Below are 20,824 nucleotides of genomic sequence, written 5' to 3'. Positions count from 1 at the left end.
GACATACAATTGCATGCCCTCAAAAAGTAGTATTTTTTTGGGGCTTTTTATTAACGGGAGAATTGCCACATGGCAACAACAAATCAGTTGATCCGTAAGGGTCGTACGACTTTAGTTGAAAAATCTAAAGTTCCTGCGTTGAAGGCTTGTCCACAGCGCCGTGGTGTTTGTACACGTGTTTACACAACTACACCTAAAAAACCTAACTCAGCAATGCGTAAAGTTTGCCGTGTTCGCTTAACTTCAGGTTTCGAAGTTTCTAGCTACATCGGTGGTGAAGGCCATAACCTGCAAGAGCACAGTGTTGTTCTTATCCGTGGTGGTCGTGTTAAAGACTTACCAGGTGTACGTTACCATACCGTTCGTGGTTCTTTAGACTGTGCTGGTGTTAAAGATCGTAACCAAGCTCGTTCTAAATACGGTACTAAACGTCCTAAGAAATAATCTTTCGAGATTAAGCTCTTAGTTCGCTAGAACTGCAATCCTTTATCGTCTCGCTTGTCTGATTTCTGCATTTAATTTTGTGAAAATTCAAGCGACGTGTAGTAAGGCCAGCGAATGCACACGACACTTTGTGCTACTGCTGGATTAACCTGAAGTGTCATATTTATAGGTAGTTTTAAAATGCCAAGACGTCGCGTAGTCGCTGCTCGTGAAATCCTTCCGGATCCTAAGTTCAGCAGCCAAACAATCGCTAAATTCATGAACCACGTAATGCAAGATGGTAAAAAATCTATTGCTGAAAGTATCGTTTACGGTGCTTTAGACCGCGTTCAAGAAAAATCTAAAGTAGATCCAGTTGAATTTTTCGAGACTACTCTTGAAAAAGTTCGTCCTATGGTCGAAGTAAAAGCACGCCGTGTTGGTGGTGCTACATACCAGGTACCTATGGAAGTGCGCCCATCCCGTCGTACTGCCTTGGCTATGCGTTGGTTAGTAGATGCTGCTGCTAAGCGTTCTGAAAAAACTATGGCTTTACGTCTTGCTGGCGAGTTGCTTGATGCAGCTGAAGGTAAAGGCGCAGCGGTTAAAAAACGTGAAGATGTGCACCGTATGGCTGAAGCCAACAAAGCCTTCTCTCACTATCGCTTCTAAGCGGTTAAAACAGCCCCTATTCAGGAGGATGATGAGCCAGTTTTCGCTGTTTTGTCATCGAATCGCTTTAAGCTGCCCAGCAGCTTAAAGCGTCCTGTTTTAAACAACAAAATTTAGGAATGCAAGAAATCATGGCTCGTCAAACCCCAATTTCTCGTTACCGTAACATTGGTATCTCAGCGCACATTGACGCTGGTAAAACAACGACTTCTGAACGTATTTTGTTCTACACAGGTGAGAGCCACAAACTAGGTGAAACTCACGAAGGTTCGGCAACTACGGACTGGATGGAACAAGAGCAAGAACGTGGTATTACCATTACTTCAGCAGCTGTAACATGCTTCTGGAAAGGTATGGGCAACCAGTTCGAACAACACCGTATTAACGTTATTGACACCCCAGGACACGTTGACTTCACAATCGAAGTTGAGCGTTCTATGCGTGTTCTTGACGGTGCGTGTATGGTTTACTGTGCTGTAGGTGGTGTACAACCTCAGTCTGAAACTGTATGGCGTCAAGCGAACAAATATAAAGTTCCACGTATTGCGTTCGTTAACAAAATGGACCGTACTGGTGCGAACTTCTTCCGTGCGGTTGAACAAATGAAAACTCGCTTGGGTGCTAACCCAGTGCCAATCGTTGTTCCAATCGGTGCTGAAGAAAACTTCCAAGGTGTTGTTGACCTTATCGAAATGAAAGCGATTATCTGGGATGAAGCATCTCAAGGTATGAAGTTCGAATATGGCGACATCCCAGCTGACCTAGTTGATACTGCTAATGAATGGCGTACAAACATGGTTGAAGCAGCTGCGGAAGCATCTGAAGAGCTTATGGACAAATACCTTGAAGAAGGTGATTTGACGAAAGAAGAAATCGTAGCTGGTTTACGTACGCGTACGCTTGCAAACGAAATTCAACCGATGATGTGTGGTTCGGCGTTCAAAAACAAAGGTGTTCAACGTATGTTGGACGCAGTAATTGAATTCCTTCCAGCGCCGACTGACGTTGAAGCAATCAAAGGTATCTTAGACGACAAAGACGAAACTGAAGGTTCTCGTGAAGCGTCTGATGATGCACCGTTTGCTGCGTTAGCGTTCAAAATCATGAACGACAAATTCGTTGGTAACTTAACGTTCGTACGTGTTTACTCTGGTGTTCTTAAAGCGGGTAGCCCGGTTTATAACCCAGTGAAAATGAAACGTGAGCGTATCGGCCGTATCGTACAGATGCACGCAAATGACCGTCACGACATCGAAGAAATTCGTGCGGGCGACATCGCGGCATGTGTAGGTCTTAAAGATACAACGACTGGTGATACATTATGTGATGAAAACCACGTAATTACACTAGAGCGTATGGAATTCCCAGAGCCAGTAATTGCACTTGCAGTTGAGCCTAAAACTAAAGCTGACCAAGAAAAAATGTCAGTTGCTTTAGGTCGTTTGGCGAAAGAAGATCCATCGTTCCGCGTACGTACTGACGAAGAATCTGGTCAAACAATTATTGCTGGTATGGGTGAGCTTCACCTTGACATCATCGTTGACCGTATGAAACGTGAGTTCAACGTTGAAGCAAACATTGGTAAACCAATGGTTGCTTACCGTGAAACGATCAAAAAATCTGTTGAACAAGAAGGTAAATTCGTTCGTCAAACAGGTGGTAAAGGTAAATTTGGTCACGTATACGTACGTCTTGAGCCAATGGACCCTGAATCTGGTAAAGACTACGAGTTCGCTGAAGAAGTTGTCGGCGGTGTAGTACCGAAAGAATTCTTCGGTGCGGTTGACAAAGGTATCCAAGAACGTATGAAGAATGGTGTCCTTGCTGGTTACCCAGTAGTTGGCATCAAAGCGACATTGTTCGACGGTTCTTACCATGATGTCGACTCTGACGAATTATCGTTCAAAATGGCGGGTTCTTATGCCTTCCGTGACGGTTTCATGAAAGCAGATCCTGTTCTTCTTGAACCAATCATGAAAGTTGAAGTAGAAACTCCAGAAGACTACATGGGCGATATCATGGGTGACTTAAACCGTCGTCGTGGTATGGTTCAAGGTATGGACGATCTTCCTGGCGGTACTAAAGCAATCCGTGCTGAAGTTCCACTTTCTGAGATGTTTGGTTACGCAACTCACATGCGTTCTATGTCTCAAGGTCGTGCGACTTACTCTATGGAATTTGCTAAATATGCTGAAACTCCACGTAACGTGGCTGAAGGCATCATTGCTAAGTTCCAAGCTGGCGGCAAAAAAGGTGACGACGAGTAATCTTTCGATTACTATATTGCCTAACTAAATTTATAGTTAAAATCTAATACTCATGCAGGTTTACTGCATGAGTAATCTACAAAGGAAGATGAACATGGCTAAGGCTAAGTTTGAACGTAATAAGCCACACGTTAACGTGGGCACAATCGGTCACGTTGACCATGGTAAAACAACTTTAACAGCTGCGATTGCAACTGTATGTGCTAAAAAATTCGGTGGTGAAGCGAAAGACTACGCTGCAATCGACTCTGCACCAGAAGAAAAAGCACGTGGTATTACAATTAATACTTCACACGTAGAATACGATTCTCCAACTCGTCACTATGCTCACGTAGACTGCCCGGGCCACGCCGATTATGTTAAAAACATGATTACTGGTGCTGCTCAGATGGACGGTGCGATCCTTGTATGTGCTGCGACTGACGGTCCAATGCCACAAACTCGTGAACACATCCTGCTTTCTCGTCAGGTAGGTGTACCTTACATCGTTGTATTCTTGAACAAATGCGACCTTGTAGACGACGAAGAACTTCTTGAACTGGTTGAAATGGAAGTTCGTGAACTTCTTTCTACTTACGACTTCCCAGGTGATGATACTCCTGTAATCCGTGGTTCTGCTCTTCTTGCACTTAATGGTGATGACAGCCAATACGGCGAGCCAGCAGTAGTTGCGCTTGTTGAAGCTCTTGACTCTTACATCCCAGAACCAGAACGTGCAATCGACCAAGCATTCCTGATGCCAATCGAAGACGTATTCTCAATTTCTGGCCGTGGTACAGTTGTAACTGGCCGTGTTGAAACTGGTATCATCAAAGTTGGTGAAGAAGTTGAAATCGTGGGTATCAAAGACACAGTTAAGACTACTGTAACTGGCGTTGAAATGTTCCGTAAACTTCTTGACGAAGGCCGTGCTGGTGAGAACTGTGGTATCTTGCTTCGTGGTACTAAACGTGAAGACGTACAACGTGGTCAAGTACTTGCTAAACCAGGTTCTATCAAACCGCACACTAAATTCGATGCAGAAGTATACGTACTTTCTAAAGACGAAGGTGGTCGTCACACTCCATTCCTGAATGGTTACCGTCCACAGTTCTACTTCCGTACAACTGACGTAACTGGCGCGATTTCTTTGAAAGAAGGCGTTGAAATGGTTATGCCTGGTGACAACGTAGAAATGTCAGTAGAACTAATTCACCCAATCGCAATGGACCCAGGTCTACGTTTTGCGATCCGTGAGGGTGGTCGTACAGTTGGTGCTGGTGTAGTTGCTAAAGTAACTGCATAATCGCTGATTGTGTGAAAAAAGCGTCCCTTTGGGACGCTTTTTTTATATCTGTAAATTCAACCTACTCATTTTCAAGCATATTTAAATTGTCTAACAATATATTTACAAGCTGTCCTTAAGTGATATTTCACTGACCTTATCTACCCTTATGTGAAAAATTCAACGCAGTAATATAACTATAAGAATTTTAATAATTAGATTTCAGCTCTATATAGAACTGATGGGAGTAAGTGTATGAATGCTCAAGTGAAAATTACCAATCGTGCAGGCGCAAGTTTTCCGGTACGTCGTATGAGTTTTGATTTTGATCAAGTGCCAGAATACTGGATGAATGGTTCAGCAGGACTGACTCACTTTATGGCTGCACTCTCTGCATTATTCCCGGCAGGTGAAAAATTCTTTATTGATTCTGTTCGCGCTGTACGTCAGCACCCAGCAATTAAAGACAATGAAGCATTGCAAAAAGAAATTTCTGCCTTTATTGGTCAGGAAGCCATGCATACCCAGGAACATGTTGGCTTTAATGCCTCAGCGCAACGCCATGGCCATGATGTTGATACGCTAGATCATTATACTGACCGAGTCATTCAAACTGCACGCAAAATCTTTGCGGCAGTCGGTAAGCCAGTTGGTATTACCCAGGAAATGGTCGACCTCACTGCGACGACTGCACTAGAACATTTTACTGCGACCATTGCATCTCAGTTACTGACCAATCAGCATATTCAGGAACTGATGAAAGATGACACCATGAAAACCATGTGGCTCTGGCATGCAATTGAAGAGAATGAACATAAGGCCGTGGCCTATGATGTATTCGAAGGTGTTTTCGGTAAAGGTTTAAAATCTTATCTACTGCGTACCACTTCACTGGTTGCAGCGATGGTCACGCTATTCTTTGTACAAAGCTACTTCGTATTGCGTTTATTGAAAGAAGACCGTCAGTTAAGTCTTGGAGCTTTAAAAGAAATCTATACTTATGGTTATAGCCCATCTAAAGGAATTATTACCGGTATGGGTAAAGAAATGCTGATGTACTTTAAACCTGGTTTTCATCCAAATGATCATGACACCCATAGCTTATTACAAAGCTGGAAACAAAAACTGGGCCTTTAATTTAAAACTAGATTAAAAGACTGAAGAGCAACCTAAGTTGCTCTTTTTTTTGCTCGATTTTTTAAATAAAGTTTCTATAATGCGGAGGTTAATTCTAGATAAGATGAACGAAGATGATTCGTTTGATGCAAGCTGCGGATGTACCAGCCGTTGCCAAGATTGAAACCAAAGTACAATCCCATCCCTGGACCTTTAAACAATTTGAAGATGCTGTTACTGCCTATCAAAGCACTGTGATTGAACAAGCAGGGCAAGTCGTAGGGTTCTGCATTTTACAGCCGGTGTTGGATGAAGCCAATTTATTACTGATGGCAATTGATCCTGCGCAACAGGGCAAAGGTTTAGGTTATCAGTTGCTAGATGCCTCAATTGCATTATTGAAAAATAGTCCAGTACAAATCTTTCTGGAAGTACGGGAAAGCAATACTGCTGCAATTAAACTGTATGAAAAAACCGGTTTTCATCAAATTGATCTGCGCAAGAACTATTATCCGAATTCGAATGGCACTCGGGAACATGCCATTATTATGGTGAAGTCCTGTACTGATGATTTTGCCAGCCTGTTTAAATAATATTCCAGCTCTTATTTGACGACTAAATTACTTGATGATGGGATTATTCCATCCGCTAGGCAAGGTCGTCATCAAGGAGTTTCCCAGATGTTCAATCTCCACAGGGGTAAGGGTGCGGTTTAATCGGCGCCATTGCCCGTCAATCAATAATTCAAGTGGCAGGTATTGAGACTTGTAGTTCATTTTGGCTGAATGTGGCACCCAGTAGCCCAGATAAACAAACTGTAAGCCAAGTTTTTGAGTGTGCTCAATCTGTTTCAGAATCGCAAAGGCACCAAGGGAACGGCGGTTCTCATCAGGATCAAAGAAAGTATACACCGCTGAAACGCCATCATCGAGCAGGTCACAAGTCGATACACTGATGAGACGGTCATCTTTCCATAATTCCAGAAAGAAACTATCGGTACAGCTTTGCAGTAAAAACTTTTCGAACTGGTCACGGCTAGGTGGATACATATCACCATCTGCATGACGTTCATTAATATAACGTTCATAGAGGGCGTAATGTATATCTGTGGCCTGTTCAGGATGGGTAATTTTAACCGTCAAATCCTGATTACGTTTCCAGGCTTTTTTTTGCGAGCTGTTCATTTGGAATTCATGAACAGGAATACGTGAAGATAAACATTGACGGCACAGGTGGCATTCAGGCCGATAGACAAAATCACCACTACGACGGAAACCGGTACGAGAAAGCTCGGACAGCGTCACTACATCAATACGGTGCGCTGGATCAAGAAAAACCATGCGCGCGGACTTGTTGGGCAGATAGCTACAGTCATGCGGCGGCGTAATATAATACTGTAAATCGTTCAGTAGGGACTGTGGTTGATAAGAGTTCATAACAAGTGCCCTCTGTTATTTTCATTCACTTAATCGCGCAGACTGCGCTATTGTTTTACTTGAAAATACACCGTCTTGATACTTTTTCCAATTGATCGCAGGCTGTTTTATCACATCTTGTAACGATTTAAGATATGTATGGCGAGAAATTGTACAGGCACCTAGACTCATCAAGTGATCATTCACCAATTGACAGTCAATCCAGGGCAGCTGATTTTCTCTGCCAATCAGCATCAGGGCATAGAAAGCCATTTTAGAAACATCGGTCTGGGTGCTAAACATGGATTCACCGAAACAGCCCTTGCCGATAGTCACCCCATAGAGTCCACCTACTAGGCGATCTTCATCCCAAACCTCAATACTATAACCATGACCCGCATTAAACAGGTCGCAATAACCTTGAATGATCTCTTCACTAATCCAGGTCTCATCTGCATAAGCGCGAGGCAATGAGCAGGAACGGATGACTCTTTCAAAAGCATGATTCACCGTAATTTTATAATCCTGTTTTTTCATGCTTCGAAGCAGGGATTTACTTGGATGATAATCTTCTGGCCGAATAATACAGCGTGGTTCCGGACTCCACCAGCAGATCGGATCACCTTCAGAAAACCAGGGGAAGAGACCATGGGTATAGGCCTCATACAAAGTAGAAGGGGAGAGGTCTGCACCGATACAAATCAGGCCTTCACCCTCAAGATCTGCTTCTTCAGGATTGGGGAAAATGTACTGTGAAGGAGGAAGAAGATGCATGCAGAACCCTGATCTTGAAATAGACTGTTTTTATCATACATAAAAAAACCGCCCATGATGGACGGTCTTTTTATTTTCGCTGCTTAGTCTAATTTACCCATTGCATCGAGATATTTTTCTGCATCCAGTGCCGCCATACAGCCTGAACCTGCAGAAGTAATCGCCTGACGGTAGATACTGTCTGCGATATCGCCTGCAGCGAATACACCCGGGATAGAGGTTTGGGTGGCATTCCCTGCGGTACCACTTTGAACCTGAATATAACCATCACGCAGTTCTAGCTGGCCTTCGAACATGGTGCTATTTGGTTTATGACCAATAGCAACAAATAGACCTGATACTTCAACGTCCTGAGTTGAATCATCTTGAGTTGATTTTAAACGTACCGCAGTGACGCCAGTGGTATCACCCAACACTTCTTCTACCTGATGATTCCAGATAATACTGATTTTGCCTTCTTTTTCTTTTTCAAAAAGATGGTCTTGCAGGATTTTTTCAGAACGTAGTGTGTCACGACGGTGAACCAGGGTCACGTGAGAAGCGATGTTAGAGAGATATAACGCTTCTTCAACAGCGGTATTACCACCGCCCACAACCATGACTTTTTGCTCTTTATAGAAGAAACCGTCACAGGTTGCACAAGCGCTCACGCCTTGACCCATAAATGCAGCTTCTGATTCCAGACCCAGGTATTGCGCAGTTGCACCAGTACAAATGATCAGGGCATCACAAGTGAATTCTTCCATATCGCCTTTGAGAACGAATGGACGAACGTTAAGGTCAACTTCATTGATATGATCATAGACAATTTCAGTACCAAAACGTTCTGCATGAGCCTGCATACGTTCCATTAAAGCTGGACCTGTCAGACCTTCAGGATCGCCAGGCCAGTTATCTACTTCAGTCGTTGTGGTTAATTGACCACCCAGTTGCAGACCTGCAATCAGGGTCGGTTTTAAGTTTGCACGCGCTGCATAGACTGCTGCGCTATAGCCAGCAGGGCCAGAACCTAAAATAATCAGTCGTGAGTGACGTGCGCTCATTCGCTGTATCCTTTTTTATTTAGAAATTTATTGAATTATACGTGAAACTGTATAACAGTGGTGTGAGATTAAAGTCGATATTATTGATCATCGAAATCGATTTGGGCTATATAGAAGAAGTACACAATAATGCATCTTTTTTGATGCAACAGGTGCATAATATGCATTTTATTGCGACGCTTTTTTTGAAGCATACCAGCAAAAGAATATTCATGAAGAATTGGTTACAGGACAGTATATGACAGCGGTGTCGAGTGCCTATGCACAGCGCTTAGTAATGACATTATTTTTAGTCTCATTTGGGATTTATCTGTTTCTTGCAACAGTGACCTATACACCATTTGATCCGGGGTGGATGCATATCTCTAGTGATACGCAGACAGTTTCAAATGCGAGTGGGGTTGCAGGGGCCTGGATTTCAGACCTGTTATTTGGTTTTCTCGGTTGGGCAAGCCTGCTGATCCCTGTGTATCTGTTTATGGAAGCAATCCAGGTCTGGTGGCCGCGCAGCTTCCTGAACCGTCCATTCCGCTATGCTGCCCAATTCTTCCTGTTATTGACTACATCGGCGTTGCTGTTCCTGTTCTGGCAAGTTCCAGCCGATACGCTGGATAATTCTTCAGGCGGGATCATTGGCTATGAGCTGGGCCAAAGTCTTGAACAATTACTAACTGTCTATGGCGCAGCTTTTTTCTTGCTGGTGCTTTGGGTGGTTCTGTTTACCTTGGCATTTGGTGTGAAATGGAACAAGACCTGGAGCAGTCTCAAGGCAACACCTGCTTATCTGCAAGACCTGTTCTACCGTAATGTGCCAGAAGGTATGTCTGATTTTGACCGTACCGCACCTGTAATTAAAAAAGAAGCGGTAAAAGCAGCTGCCAAAAAAGTGACAGTACCAGTCACTGCCGCACCTGAGCATGATCTGGTAGAAGTCGACCCTGTAGTTCGCGATCATGTCGCTGAACGCCTGTTTGAGGATTTTGCAGATAAAGAATCGCACCAGCCTCACCACTATGAAGAAGATATTTCTGAACCTGTACAGACATCAGCTTCAGAACCTGTTCAGGAACAAGCACCGCGAACAGTAGAGCCGGATCGTGTGGTGGCAACAGGGGAGGTGTGGCGTGCGTTACATTCCAATGAAGACCAGCGTCACAAGCAGGATATCGATGCTTTGCTTAAAGCTGCAGAAGAAGAGCAAGCTGATTTTTCTCCTGATGCATTTGCAGCTGCGTCAACGAATCACAATGCTCATGAAGTGACATCATCATCTACCGCCAAGAATAATCTGGACTGGGATGATGATGAAATTTTTGATGAGTTATTGGCCGCAGTCCCGCAAGGTAAAACCGCAACGGATGTGCATAGCCCGTTCAATTCAGCAGCAGCTGAAAAATCCCTCAGAATTGTAGAAGATGCTGGAACAATCAGCTCAACTGCGGCTGCTCCACTTATGGCTGCACATGCGATTAAAAATACCAGCCTGGAAGCGGACTTTGAGGATCTGGACGATTTACTGGTTGAAGCTGATGAACCAAAACCTGCACCTGTACGTGCATCAAGTTATGCCCAATCTTCTGCTTTTGTTCAGGCACCGATTCAGCGTGTAGAGACAGCAGCTCAAACCGCAGCGACCAATGCAGCAGTTCGGGAAGCATTGTCCAAAGAAGAATTTATTGAAGCTTGGCATGAAACTGCCGGTAAGCCTCAGGATGAAGACGAGTTTGACTTCGATGCGCCACTGACCGATGCCGCTGGTCGTCCAATGTCACGTGCCATGCAGGTCGCTGAGCGCCGTAAAGACCTGTCACCATTGCCGGGTCTGGAATTGCTGGATAAAGTCGATCCGAACAAAAAAGTGAATTTCACTGAAGAGCAATTATCCCGTTTATCAGAACTTCTGGAAATCAAGCTTCAGGAATTTAACGTTAAAGCCAAAGTGGTCGAGGCTCAGCCAGGCCCAGTCGTGACCCGTTTTGAACTGGACCTTGCGCCTGGTGTGAAAGCTTCCAAAGTCACTAATATTTCACGTGACTTGGCTCGTTCGATGTCAATGGCTTCAGTACGTGTAGTCGAAGTTATTCCAGGTAAGCCTTATATCGGCATTGAAGTTCCGAACAGTAGCCGTGAAATGGTGCGTTTGATTGAACTGGTACAGATTCCAAAATTCAATGATCCAGATGGCATTTTGTCGATGGCCATGGGTAAGGATATTTCGGGCAATCCGGTGATTACTGAACTGGGTAAAGCACCGCATATGCTGGTAGCAGGGACTACGGGTTCTGGTAAGTCGGTGGCGGTTAACTCGATGATTCTATCGATGCTATTGAAGTACACACCAGACCAGTTACGCCTGATCCTGATCGATCCGAAACAGCTTGAATTGGCCAACTATAACGATATTCCACACCTGTTAACCCCAGTTGTGACCGATATGAAAGATGCAGTCAGTGCCTTGAACTGGTGTGTGAATGAAATGGAACGTCGTTACAAACTGATGTCTTTCCTGAAAATTCGTAAGCTCAGCGACTATAACCGTAAGGTAGAAGAGGCGCTTGCCAATGGTGAAGAGCTATTTGATCCAACCTGGAAAGCGAGTGAATCAGTCGCAGGGGAACGTGCACCGCGCTTAACGCCATTGCCATCGATTGTGATTGTTGCCGATGAGTTCGCGGATATGATCATGCAGGTCGGTAAGAAAGCTGAAGAGATGATTACCCGTCTGGCACAAAAATCCCGTGCTGCCGGTATTCACCTGTTACTGGCAACTCAGCGTCCCTCAGTAGATGTGATCACTGGTCTGATCAAGGCGAATATTCCGACACGTGTCGCACTTCGTGTGAACTCAAAAATTGACTCACGTACTATTCTCGATGCAGGTGGTGCAGAAGACCTGCTTGGTCACGGTGACATGCTGTTCCTTGGCCCGGGTAAAATTGAGCCGGAGCGTGTACACGGGGCTTTTATTGCCGATGATGAAGTGAACCGGATCTGTGATGCATGGCGTGAGCGTGGTGCGCCTAACTATGTGGATGAGATCCTGACCCCATTTGATGAAGAACCGTCTAGCCGCGGCTTTGAGGATGGTGGAGATGGCGGATCGGATCGAGATGCACTCTATGACCAGTGTGTAGCCTTCGTCTTGGAAACCCGCAAAGCATCAACTTCATCTTTGCAGCGTAAGTTCAGTCTGGGTTACAACCGTGCTGCGAGGATCATTGATCAGATGGAAGAAAATGGCATTGTCAGCTCAATGGGTGCCAATGGTAAGCGTGAGATCCTGGTTTAAATCCAGAATCTTTAGCGATTAAAAAAGCCTGCTTAAAGCAGGCTTTTTTATGCATTACAACTTATGCAAATTTTTCTAATACTGCGAGGAACTCGGCACTTTGACGCGGATAAGTGGCAATCACGTCATGAATGCGCTGTCCTTCCGGATTGGTGGCGTTAAGATCGCGACCGTCTGCGACAAATTTGGTTAGTAGGCGTTCATAATCAAAAGGGCGCATATGCTTGAATGCATGATAAAGCACATGAAAATCTGCATTGACGCCTGCAGGAGGAAGCTGATTCAGGTAGGCATATACACGCTCATCTGACCATTCTTCGTTAAAGGTCGCTGGTTGAGATAATGCCATCGCAATCTCCTTGATGTAATTCTTCGGCATGAAAAAAGGCAAAATATGAGTTCGCAAGAGGCAAAGTCTTATCATGCACTTTGTCTATTCGAAGTATCACTTCACGTTTTGAGATGAGGTAAAAAAAATACTAATTACTATCAAGTCTACGCGAAGCCAAGCTTCTGGTCTTGCGTCTCAACAAAGCGGCGCTTTGTTGAGGCTCATATTTTGCCTTGAATCAATTTACTTGACTAATCAAAATTCAGATTATCGCTCTTCAGGTAAATTGATATTCATTTCAAGCATTTCAATGTTTGCTTCAGAACGTACCTGCATCTGAATGTGCTGTTCATCAACCCCGCGGACGTAGCGATTGACCACTTGCATGATCTCTGTCTTCATCTGGTCAATTTTATCCTGACTCAAACGGCGCCCCAAACCCTGTTCAGAAGCAACAATGACTTTCAAACGGTCTTTCGCGGTTTGTGCGCTTGATGGTTTATCCTCGCTACTAAAAAGTTTACTCCAGAATCCAGCCATGTTTACGCTCCAAATAATCGTGCTAACCAGCCCTTAGGTTTTACTTCAATATGACGGTAAGGACGCTCTTCACCCAGGAAACGTGCTACAAGGTCATCATAAGCCTGACCTGCGGCAGATTCGGTAAAGTGAATCACTGGTTTACCTTCATTCGATGCCTGTAGAACGCTTGGACACTCAGGAATAACACCTAAGGTTGGAACACGTAAAATATCTTTAGAAATATCGTCAATCGTTAACATTTCCTGTTTATCGGCACGTTCCGGATTGAAACGGGTAATACACAGGTGTTTACGGATGCGACCTTCGTTTTGTTCTACTTTTTTAGTTTTACTATCTAACATGCCAATGATGCGGTCAGAGTCACGTACTGAAGAAATTTCAGGGTTAGTCACAATGATAGCTTCATCTGCATGGTACATGGCTAAAATGGCACCACGTTCAATACCTGCAGGTGAGTCACACACGATATAATCAAATTCCTGTGAAAGCTCATCCATTACACGTTCTACGCCTTCATCAGTTAAAGCATCTTTATCACGTGTTTGTGAAGCAGGTAAAATATATAAATTTTCAATATCTTTATCGCGAATCAGTGCTTGTTGTAATCGTGCTTCGTTATTGAGAACATTTACAAAATCATATACTACACGGCGTTCACAGCCCATAATCAAATCAAGGTTACGCAAGCCTACATCAAAATCGATTACCACAGTTTTGTGGCCACGTAGGGCTAAACCTGTTGCAAAAGATGCACTTGTTGTAGTCTTACCTACGCCACCTTTGCCTGATGTTACGACAACAATTTTCGCCACCGAATCCACTCCTGTTATGGTTCAAATCCCCTATAAAATGGGGTTTTTGGTGTTTATTTATACATTAAAATTGTAGAGCTTCAAATACAAGCTCTTGTTGATCATTCAAGTAAATATGCACGGGTTTTTTCACAACATTCGGTGGAATGTCGTCGGCCACACAGTAAGTACCTGCAATAGAAATCAGTTCGGCCTCCAGCGCATGGCAGAAAATACGCGCTGCAGTATTGCCACCTGCACCTGCAATCACACGGCCACGCGCGCTGCCATAAATATGGATATTGCCTGAAGCAATCACTTCTGAACCACTGTTTATTCCGGCCGTAATAATAATGTCACCCTGATTCTGCACAATGCATTGGCCGGTGCGCAGAATTTCATCGTGATAAGAAGTCACATGCGCGACGATCGGTGCTGCATCAGCTTTTTCATCGTCAGCAGCAGATTCGGATTTGACTTCCATGACCTGTTCTTTGGTCGCCTTAATTTCCTGTAACTGACGGTCAGGTGGCAGAACAGGGAACTGAATCGCACGAGCCTGATCCCCCAGAATCCCTTCAGTCACCGCCATAGGCTGAACTTCGAGATCAATCAGTAACTGGATCAGGGCAATCAGTTCCTGGTCGACTGAACTTTCAATTACCGCCAATGTGCCTGGCGGAAAAGCCGCTTGTAATTTTGGTTTCAGTTGCTGGCGGATTGCATCATGATCATTGGTATCGAGGCTAATGCGTAGCGCATTGACCATTCTGCCTTTTATCCGTATGTCAGCCATAATTTTTCCTTAATACTTCTGACTTGCTGTTTTATGTCGAAGCAATGTTGTAAATAGTGCAAATCCTAGAACAAATTTCGTTAATTCTCTAGCGATCCAAGTTATTTTTTTATACGAATAGAATCCACTTATCTTAGCCGATTCCACAAATGAAAACTCATCTATCGATTGAGCCCTGATTTTGTTCGTGTTCTTCTAAAATCTGTTGCCACTGTTTTACTTTGACCTGTTTTTGAATGGCTTCAAGTGTTTCAAAAACAGCCGATTCGACTAATTTATCAATATGTGGATTATGTTCAATCTGAATCTGGCTAATCTTATCTGAAATCATGGCAAAAGTCGGGTTTTCTTGTGATCCACTATGTGTAAAAGGATCGATCAGGCCTTGAGTGATATTTTCTCCCAGACGTTGACCAATACTCTGGATCTGGCGTTCCAGCCGTCCACCCACAATGGGAATCAGACGCAGAAGCTGGGTGAGCTCAGGTGTATCTTCAATGGCCTGATTGACGACTTGCCCGACATTTTTTGAAATCATGAAGCGCCGTGCCTGTAATTCCTTGCCCAAAGACTCTTGCAAGATATCTGTCAAAGCAACAGCCAGTAATTTACGGTGATGTTCCACCAAATCATCAATTAATTGTTTATGTGATGTGCTGGTGCTGAGTTCACGTTTAATGCCATCCAGTACCGTCAATACTACACGGCTCGAAAGTTCTTCCATCAGCAGGTTATAGTAGAAATTACCCCGTCTATACCAGCTTGCCGGTATGACTTTGTATCCATGGCTATGCAGATTGTAGCCAATCGCGACTGCACGTAACAAACGCAGAAAACGTAGCTGTGGGATGATGGATAAAATTTCATACCAGTGCACAAAGGGAAAGAACCACCAGCGGGCATGGTGGCGCATAACAATGGCAATGAACCAGCGAACGATGAGTTCAATAATCAGGAAGGTGGTAAACCATCCCTCGGTAATCATTACCCAGGGACGTAATTCACTTTTATAAAACTGCAAGACATCAGGCAGACGAATGAAGTCAAACAACCAGTGCCCAAAATCGCTCATCAGAATGGCATTGGCACAGAGACAGAACAAATTGATGATGATGACAACCATCATGAAAATGTCATAAATCAGTGCAATTTTCCAGCCCCAAGTGCCTTTGCGAATAAACTTAAATGAGCTGGACACGAGGTCCGGGTTGTCGTTCTTCATAGTCTCTCTGGCAAATGTCAGGCAGAAGCGGAAATCAGGTTCTGCTGCATTTGCTCAATTAATTGGTCTTTTTCAGTCCAGATTTGGTCTACCCATTGCTGGAAACGCGCACGGTAATCTGCATCATCTTCATAATTGCCGCCGAGTACCCAGTCTGGAATGTCAATTTTTCTCAAGTTCACGGCAATACGCGGGACTTCGCCTAACCAGAATTCCCCATAACCTGGCACACCGTCAGGATAAACAATAGTCATATCCACCAGTGCATCAATTTTGTCCCCCAGAATGTTCAGTGCCAGCGCGAGACCGCCCGCCTTAGGCTTCAACAAATGCTTATAAGGCGATTTTTGCTGTTCATGCTTTTCTGGGGTAAAACGTGTACCTTCCAGATAATTCAGCAAGGTAAATGGCTGGCTAACCAGTTGTTCACATGCCTTACGTGCTTCTTCCATATCCCGATATTTCAGGGAAGGGTTTTTGGCAATCTGTTCCTTGCTATGCCTTTTCATCATCGGGAAGCCCAGAATTTTAAAGGCTTGACCTACAAATGGAATAAAAATTAGTTCCCATTTTGTAAAAAAGCGGGTGAGAGGCATGCGCGTTAAACCGAAATATTGGTTTACCGTGGTATCCACCCAGCTCTGATGATTACAGGTCATTAAATAACGCCCCTGCATGTTCAGATCCAGAGATTCGTCAATACTGATTTGCCATTCGGTATTTTTCAGGACATTGTCAATCAGCCAGTTATTTACGCCCAACCAGCTATTGGTAATCTTGATATTGGTTTCATCAATCTTAGAAGATTTCTTAAAAAGTTTGGTCAGCCCCAAAGCCAGTACGGGTGGTCCATGAAAAAAAGTACTGCCAGTCATAACGGATGTCACCGTGAGGCCACGGGTAAGTTTTTTTAAAGTCGTTTGTTGCTTGCTTTTAGATGACATATAAAAACAGTCCCAGAGAATAATCGTCTAAATTTCATCACATTTTGAACAATATAGAGGGAGTTGAGCGAATAGAAAAGTCCGATCGTTAAACTATGAAGAAACTATGATGAAATTCAGGAAATTGGTTACACATAAACATTATAAAATATTACTAAAAGATTTATTATTAACAAAAATTCAATGGTTATCCCATTATTTTTAAATCATTATCTGACCTAAGATACAAATTACACTACAAAGGAGGCATGCAATGCGTGCACTATTAATTTCAGCAGCTGTAGCAGGGGCAGTAGCACTTACAGGTTGTCAAACTACTGGCAATAACCTGGGTGGTGTTGAGTACGACAAAACAGCTTTGGGTACAGTAATTGGTGCTGCTGCAGGTTATGGTATTTCTAAAAGTAATGCCAATACTAGCCGTCAAAACAACCGTGCAGCTGCAATTGGTGCAGTACTTGGTGGTGCAGCGGGTGTTTACCTTGACAATAAAGAGAAAAAATTACGTCAAGCGACTGCGGGTACTGGTGTAGATGTAAACCGTAATCCAGACGGTTCAATCAACTTGGTAATGCCTGGTGCGATTACATTTGACACTAACAAGTCAAACATCAAACCAAACTTCTATGCAACATTGAATAAAGTTGCCCAAGTTCTGACTGAAGACAGCCAAAGCGGTATCTTGGTAACTGGTTATACAGACAGCACTGGTAATGACTCAATCAACATTCCATTGTCTCAAGCACGTGCACAATCTGTTGCGAACTACCTTGCTGGTCAAGGCGTAGCACGTACTCGTATCAATGCACAAGGTCTTGGTTCAGCGAACCCGATCGCAGACAACTCAACTGCAGCTGGTAAAGAACAAAACCGTCGTGTTGAAATTGCAGTATATGCTGTTCAGTAATCACTGATTTTGTAGAAAAACCACCTTCGGGTGGTTTTTTTTATGTCTGAAAGATGACGCAGGAAAATGAATTTTCAATTAGGCATCTGGGCATGAGATGACTATAATCGGAGCCGAATCTAGAAGAGGAAGCCATATGTCACTCGCCAGTCAGTTAAATGACAAGCAACTTGAAGCCATGAAATATACTCAAGGACCCTTGTTAGTACTTGCCGGAGCGGGTTCAGGCAAGACCTCGGTAATTACAAGAAAAATCGCGTACTTGGTCAAGCATTGCGGGATTCCGGCTCACCGGATTACGGCAATGACCTTTACCAACAAGGCGGCACGTGAGATGAAAGAGCGTGTCACCAAATTGCTGACCCGAGAAGAAGCCAAAGGCCTTTCAGTCTCGACCTTCCATACTTTTGGTCTAAATTTATTACGTTTAGAACTCAAACACACACCGCTAAAAAATAATTTCTCGATTCTGGATGCCGATGACTGTAAGCGGATTCTGATGGATCTGATGCATCGCGATAACTTGTCGGGTGCTGAAAGCAAAGAATTGATTGCCAAAGCGATGAAGATGATTTCGGACTGGAAAAACGATCTGATTCCACCAGAGCAAGCACATACCACCTGTGAAACGCCAGAAGATGTTCAGTTCGCGCATTTATACCAACTTTATGAGCGAAATCTGCGTGCCTATAATGCCGTCGATTTTGATGACCTGATTGTGATGCCAACGCGTCTGTTACAGGAAAATGCTGAAGTTCGGGATAAATGGCAGAACCGTGTACGTTATTTGCTGGTCGATGAATATCAGGATACCAATACGGCACAGTATATTCTGGTGAAATTACTGGTCGGGGTCATGGGGCAGTTCACCGCTGTAGGGGATGATGATCAGTCGATTTATGCCTGGCGTGGTGCCAAGCCAGAAAATATGGCGCTGTTACAACAGGATTTCCCGAATCTGAAAGTGATCAAGCTGGAACAGAACTATCGTTCTACCAGTCGTATTCTGAAAGCTGCCAATACCGTGATTGGCAACAACCCGCATATCTTTGATAAAAAGCTCTGGTCAGATAAAGGCCATGGTGAAGTGATTCGGGTCATCACTTGTCGTAATGATGATGATGAAGCAGAACGCGTAGTGAAAGACCTGATCACGCATAAGCTGATGAATGGTAAAAACTGGAAAGATTACGCGATTCTGTATCGTGGTAATTTCCAGGCACGTATTCTGGAAACTCAGCTGCGCCAGATGCAGATTCCTTACAAGCTCTCTGGCGGTCAGTCTTTCTTTGCGCGTGCAGAGATCAAGGACATTATGAGTTACCTGCGTCTGATCATTAACCCGGAAGATGACAGCGCTTTCCTGCGGATTATTAACACACCGAAACGTGCCATTGGCCCGGTGACGCTGGAAAAACTCGGTCTGTTTGCCCAGGAAAATAATCTGTCTCTACTGTCAGCAGCAGGCGATCAACGTCTGACCATGGTGATCCCAAAGAAAGCGACCACACAACTGGCAGAATTTTCAGATTTTATCAATAACTTTACCCGTAACTTGCTGGAAGATGATGAGCCCGTACCGATTATCCGCCAGATGATGGTGGAAGCCGGCTATATTGACTATATCAAGGAATCCGCAGCGACGCCGGCACAGGAAAAAACCAAACTCGATAATATTGAAGTGCTGTATAGCAGTATTCAGAGTCTGATCAATCGTGCAGAAGATGTCGATGAAAAGAATATCGAAAGTGTCATCCGTAAGATGGTGCTTCTCGATATGCTGGAACAGCAGCAGGAAGAAGAAGATACCGATAAGGTTAACCTTCTGACCTTGCATGCATCCAAAGGTCTGGAATTCCCTTATGTCTACTTAATCGGACTGGAAGAAGAAATTCTGCCACATAAGAACTCGATTGCTGCCGAAACAGTCGAGGAAGAACGCCGTCTAATGTACGTGGGGATTACTCGTGCGCGTCAGGGCTTGACTATTACCTTAGCGGAACAGCGTAAGGCGGGTGGACAGATGAAGCAGATGACCCCAAGCCGCTTCCTGGATGAGCTGCCAGAAGATGAACTGGAGTGGTTAGGCCGCAAGAAAAAACTTGCAGGCAATATTGATCCAAAACAGCAGGCTCAGCATTATCTGGATAATTTACGTGCCTTGATTAAACGGTAAAAGTAACAGAACGCTACGATTTTGATTCTTTAAATTTTTTGATATTAAACAACAGGAATAAATACATGAAAGTTCAGGTGAAAGTCCTTGATTCACGTCTAGGTCAGGAATGGCCATTGCCGACTTATGCAACGACTGGCTCAGCAGGACTCGATCTTCGTGCATGTGTCAACGAAACGACTGTGATTGAACCGGGTCAAACAGTTTTAGTAAAAACTGGTTTGGCAATTTATATTGAAGATCCAGCATTTGCTGGTTTGATCTTGCCACGTTCTGGTTTAGGTCATAAACACGGGATCGTTTTAGGTAACCTGGTTGGCTTGATCGATTCAGATTACCAAGGCGAGCTGATGGTTTCTGTATGGAACCGTAGTCAGGCTGCATTTAGCCTGGAACCTGGTGAGCGTTTAGCCCAATATGTATTAGTCCCTGTGGTACAGGCCGAATTTGATCTGGTGAATGAGTTTGAAGCAACCGAGCGTGGCGCGGGCGGTTTCGGTCATACTGGTAAAAACTAAAATTAAAGGATGACTTAACTTGGATGTTTTGAGTTAAGTCATCTTTTTTTAGAGTTTTAATCATAAAAACAATAAAAAAATGACAGAGCTATTTAATAAACTTTATTCTTGAATTTTATTTCAATGAAAAATATTTAAATAAACTTTTAGTCTCATTTAAATAGAAAAATAAAATCATTTAGAATTTAAGAAAATAGGTGATAAATAATAGATCTCTTTCATAAATCAAAAAACGATCTTCTTTTTGGTTAATATTTGCACTCCGGATTTCTTAGCATTCGTGCATAATCTGCGGATGAAATACATCGATTCAAACAAGCTTTCTGATCCTCA

19 protein-coding genes are annotated in these 20,824 nt (G+C 43.8%); 10 read left to right on the top strand and 9 right to left on the bottom strand.

Going from position 1 to position 20,824, the window contains the following annotated elements:
* The first annotated feature begins 69 nt into the window (after positions 1-69).
* From rpsL to rimI, 6 genes are all read left to right on the top strand, one after another.
* Complete coding sequence (rpsL, locus tag FTU00_RS09975; RefSeq protein WP_004783283.1) at positions 70-444, top strand: 30S ribosomal protein S12; 375 nt, start codon at positions 70-72, stop codon at positions 442-444.
* Between the two features lie 180 nt (positions 445-624).
* The gene (gene rpsG / locus FTU00_RS09970; RefSeq protein ID WP_004783282.1) at positions 625-1,095 is read left to right on the top strand and encodes a 30S ribosomal protein S7; all 471 of its coding nucleotides are present in this window, start codon (positions 625-627) and stop codon (positions 1,093-1,095) included.
* A 131-nt stretch (positions 1,096-1,226) separates the two neighbouring features.
* Entirely contained in the window at positions 1,227-3,362 is a 2,136-nt protein-coding gene (fusA, locus tag FTU00_RS09965) for an elongation factor G (protein ID WP_159123545.1), read from the top strand.
* A gap of 94 nt (positions 3,363-3,456) precedes the next feature.
* A complete protein-coding gene (gene tuf, locus FTU00_RS09960; RefSeq protein WP_166139643.1) occupies positions 3,457-4,647 on the top strand; it encodes an elongation factor Tu in 1,191 nt (396 codons plus the stop codon).
* A 234-nt stretch (positions 4,648-4,881) separates the two neighbouring features.
* Positions 4,882-5,763, top strand: a complete 882-nt coding sequence (locus FTU00_RS09955) for a metal-dependent hydrolase (protein ID WP_180179646.1) — start codon at positions 4,882-4,884, stop codon at positions 5,761-5,763.
* 113 nt (positions 5,764-5,876) lie between these two features.
* The gene (gene rimI, locus FTU00_RS09950) at positions 5,877-6,335 is read left to right on the top strand and encodes a ribosomal protein S18-alanine N-acetyltransferase (RefSeq protein ID WP_180002414.1); all 459 of its coding nucleotides are present in this window, start codon (positions 5,877-5,879) and stop codon (positions 6,333-6,335) included.
* A 27-nt stretch (positions 6,336-6,362) separates the two neighbouring features.
* Here the strand turns inward: rimI and FTU00_RS09945 are convergent, their stop codons facing one another.
* The 3 genes from FTU00_RS09945 to trxB all read right to left on the bottom strand — a co-directional run bounded on the left by FTU00_RS09945 (position 6,363) and on the right by trxB (position 8,974).
* On the bottom strand, positions 6,363-7,178 hold the full coding sequence (locus tag FTU00_RS09945; protein ID WP_005234302.1) for an arginyltransferase: 816 nt from the start codon (positions 7,176-7,178) through the stop codon (positions 6,363-6,365).
* A gap of 21 nt (positions 7,179-7,199) precedes the next feature.
* Entirely contained in the window at positions 7,200-7,931 is a 732-nt protein-coding gene (gene aat, locus FTU00_RS09940) for a leucyl/phenylalanyl-tRNA--protein transferase (RefSeq protein ID WP_180179645.1), read from the bottom strand.
* Between the two features lie 83 nt (positions 7,932-8,014).
* Complete coding sequence (trxB, locus tag FTU00_RS09935; RefSeq protein ID WP_004783272.1) at positions 8,015-8,974, bottom strand: thioredoxin-disulfide reductase; 960 nt, start codon at positions 8,972-8,974, stop codon at positions 8,015-8,017.
* 238 nt (positions 8,975-9,212) lie between these two features.
* On the opposite strand from trxB, the gene FTU00_RS09930 reads away from it, so the two are divergent.
* Complete coding sequence (locus tag FTU00_RS09930) at positions 9,213-12,263, top strand: DNA translocase FtsK (RefSeq protein WP_180002417.1); 3,051 nt, start codon at positions 9,213-9,215, stop codon at positions 12,261-12,263.
* Between the two features lie 61 nt (positions 12,264-12,324).
* Here FTU00_RS09930 and FTU00_RS09925 read toward each other — a convergent pair whose 3' ends face one another.
* The 6 genes from FTU00_RS09925 to FTU00_RS09900 all read right to left on the bottom strand — a co-directional run bounded on the left by FTU00_RS09925 (position 12,325) and on the right by FTU00_RS09900 (position 16,890).
* The gene (locus FTU00_RS09925) at positions 12,325-12,612 is read right to left on the bottom strand and encodes a PA4642 family protein (RefSeq protein ID WP_004783267.1); all 288 of its coding nucleotides are present in this window, start codon (positions 12,610-12,612) and stop codon (positions 12,325-12,327) included.
* A gap of 249 nt (positions 12,613-12,861) precedes the next feature.
* Positions 12,862-13,134 (bottom strand): cell division topological specificity factor MinE, encoded by a 273-nt coding sequence (minE, locus tag FTU00_RS09920; protein ID WP_004783265.1) that lies wholly within the window; start codon positions 13,132-13,134, stop codon positions 12,862-12,864.
* Positions 13,135-13,136: 2 nt separating this feature from the next.
* Positions 13,137-13,949 carry a septum site-determining protein MinD gene (gene minD / locus FTU00_RS09915; RefSeq protein ID WP_166137968.1) on the bottom strand — a complete coding sequence of 271 codons (813 nt, stop codon included), beginning with the start codon at positions 13,947-13,949 and terminating at the stop codon, positions 13,137-13,139.
* 64 nt (positions 13,950-14,013) lie between these two features.
* Positions 14,014-14,724, bottom strand: a complete 711-nt coding sequence (gene minC / locus FTU00_RS09910) for a septum site-determining protein MinC (RefSeq protein WP_180002419.1) — start codon at positions 14,722-14,724, stop codon at positions 14,014-14,016.
* Between the two features lie 157 nt (positions 14,725-14,881).
* Positions 14,882-15,946, bottom strand: a complete 1,065-nt coding sequence (locus tag FTU00_RS09905) for a preprotein translocase subunit SecA (protein WP_180138561.1) — start codon at positions 15,944-15,946, stop codon at positions 14,882-14,884.
* 17 nt (positions 15,947-15,963) lie between these two features.
* Positions 15,964-16,890, bottom strand: coding sequence for an acyltransferase (locus FTU00_RS09900; protein WP_166137960.1), 927 nt, complete (start codon positions 16,888-16,890; stop codon positions 15,964-15,966).
* Positions 16,891-17,143: 253 nt separating this feature from the next.
* Between FTU00_RS09900 and FTU00_RS09895 the strand changes: the two genes are divergently transcribed.
* The 3 genes from FTU00_RS09895 (at position 17,144) to dut (ending at position 20,491) form a co-directional block, all read left to right on the top strand.
* Complete coding sequence (locus FTU00_RS09895) at positions 17,144-17,797, top strand: OmpA family protein (protein WP_159124472.1); 654 nt, start codon at positions 17,144-17,146, stop codon at positions 17,795-17,797.
* Between the two features lie 136 nt (positions 17,798-17,933).
* Positions 17,934-19,973, top strand: coding sequence for a DNA helicase Rep (gene rep, locus FTU00_RS09890; protein WP_159124471.1), 2,040 nt, complete (start codon positions 17,934-17,936; stop codon positions 19,971-19,973).
* Between the two features lie 65 nt (positions 19,974-20,038).
* Positions 20,039-20,491 carry a dUTP diphosphatase gene (gene dut, locus FTU00_RS09885; RefSeq protein ID WP_180017037.1) on the top strand — a complete coding sequence of 151 codons (453 nt, stop codon included), beginning with the start codon at positions 20,039-20,041 and terminating at the stop codon, positions 20,489-20,491.
* Positions 20,492-20,824 lie beyond the last annotated feature (333 nt).

This window comes from Acinetobacter sp. YH12041 (assembly GCF_013419975.1).
Lineage (GTDB): Bacteria > Pseudomonadota > Gammaproteobacteria > Pseudomonadales > Moraxellaceae > Acinetobacter.
Note: the sequence above shows the minus strand (reverse complement) of the source record. Positions and strands in the feature narration are given on the sequence as shown.

What these genes read in the sequence shown, in the direction of transcription:
- rpsL (WP_004783283.1), top strand. Translation starts at nt 70, where the DNA reads ATGGCAACAACAAATCAGTTGATCCGTAAGGGTCGTACGACTTTAGTT.
- rpsG (WP_004783282.1), top strand. Translation starts at nt 625, where the DNA reads ATGCCAAGACGTCGCGTAGTCGCTGCTCGTGAAATCCTTCCGGATCCT.
- fusA (WP_159123545.1), top strand. Translation starts at nt 1,227, where the DNA reads ATGGCTCGTCAAACCCCAATTTCTCGTTACCGTAACATTGGTATCTCA.
- tuf (WP_166139643.1), top strand. Translation starts at nt 3,457, where the DNA reads ATGGCTAAGGCTAAGTTTGAACGTAATAAGCCACACGTTAACGTGGGC.
- FTU00_RS09955 (WP_180179646.1), top strand. Translation starts at nt 4,882, where the DNA reads ATGAATGCTCAAGTGAAAATTACCAATCGTGCAGGCGCAAGTTTTCCG.
- rimI (WP_180002414.1), top strand. Translation starts at nt 5,877, where the DNA reads ATGATTCGTTTGATGCAAGCTGCGGATGTACCAGCCGTTGCCAAGATT.
- FTU00_RS09945 (WP_005234302.1), bottom strand. Translation starts at nt 7,178, where the DNA reads ATGAACTCTTATCAACCACAGTCCCTACTGAACGATTTACAGTATTAT.
- aat (WP_180179645.1), bottom strand. Translation starts at nt 7,931, where the DNA reads ATGCATCTTCTTCCTCCTTCACAGTACATTTTCCCCAATCCTGAAGAA.
- trxB (WP_004783272.1), bottom strand. Translation starts at nt 8,974, where the DNA reads ATGAGCGCACGTCACTCACGACTGATTATTTTAGGTTCTGGCCCTGCT.
- FTU00_RS09930 (WP_180002417.1), top strand. Translation starts at nt 9,213, where the DNA reads ATGACAGCGGTGTCGAGTGCCTATGCACAGCGCTTAGTAATGACATTA.
- FTU00_RS09925 (WP_004783267.1), bottom strand. Translation starts at nt 12,612, where the DNA reads ATGGCATTATCTCAACCAGCGACCTTTAACGAAGAATGGTCAGATGAG.
- minE (WP_004783265.1), bottom strand. Translation starts at nt 13,134, where the DNA reads ATGGCTGGATTCTGGAGTAAACTTTTTAGTAGCGAGGATAAACCATCA.
- minC (WP_180002419.1), bottom strand. Translation starts at nt 14,724, where the DNA reads ATGGCTGACATACGGATAAAAGGCAGAATGGTCAATGCGCTACGCATT.
- FTU00_RS09905 (WP_180138561.1), bottom strand. Translation starts at nt 15,946, where the DNA reads ATGAAGAACGACAACCCGGACCTCGTGTCCAGCTCATTTAAGTTTATT.
- FTU00_RS09900 (WP_166137960.1), bottom strand. Translation starts at nt 16,890, where the DNA reads ATGTCATCTAAAAGCAAGCAACAAACGACTTTAAAAAAACTTACCCGT.
- FTU00_RS09895 (WP_159124472.1), top strand. Translation starts at nt 17,144, where the DNA reads ATGCGTGCACTATTAATTTCAGCAGCTGTAGCAGGGGCAGTAGCACTT.
- rep (WP_159124471.1), top strand. Translation starts at nt 17,934, where the DNA reads ATGTCACTCGCCAGTCAGTTAAATGACAAGCAACTTGAAGCCATGAAA.
- dut (WP_180017037.1), top strand. Translation starts at nt 20,039, where the DNA reads ATGAAAGTTCAGGTGAAAGTCCTTGATTCACGTCTAGGTCAGGAATGG.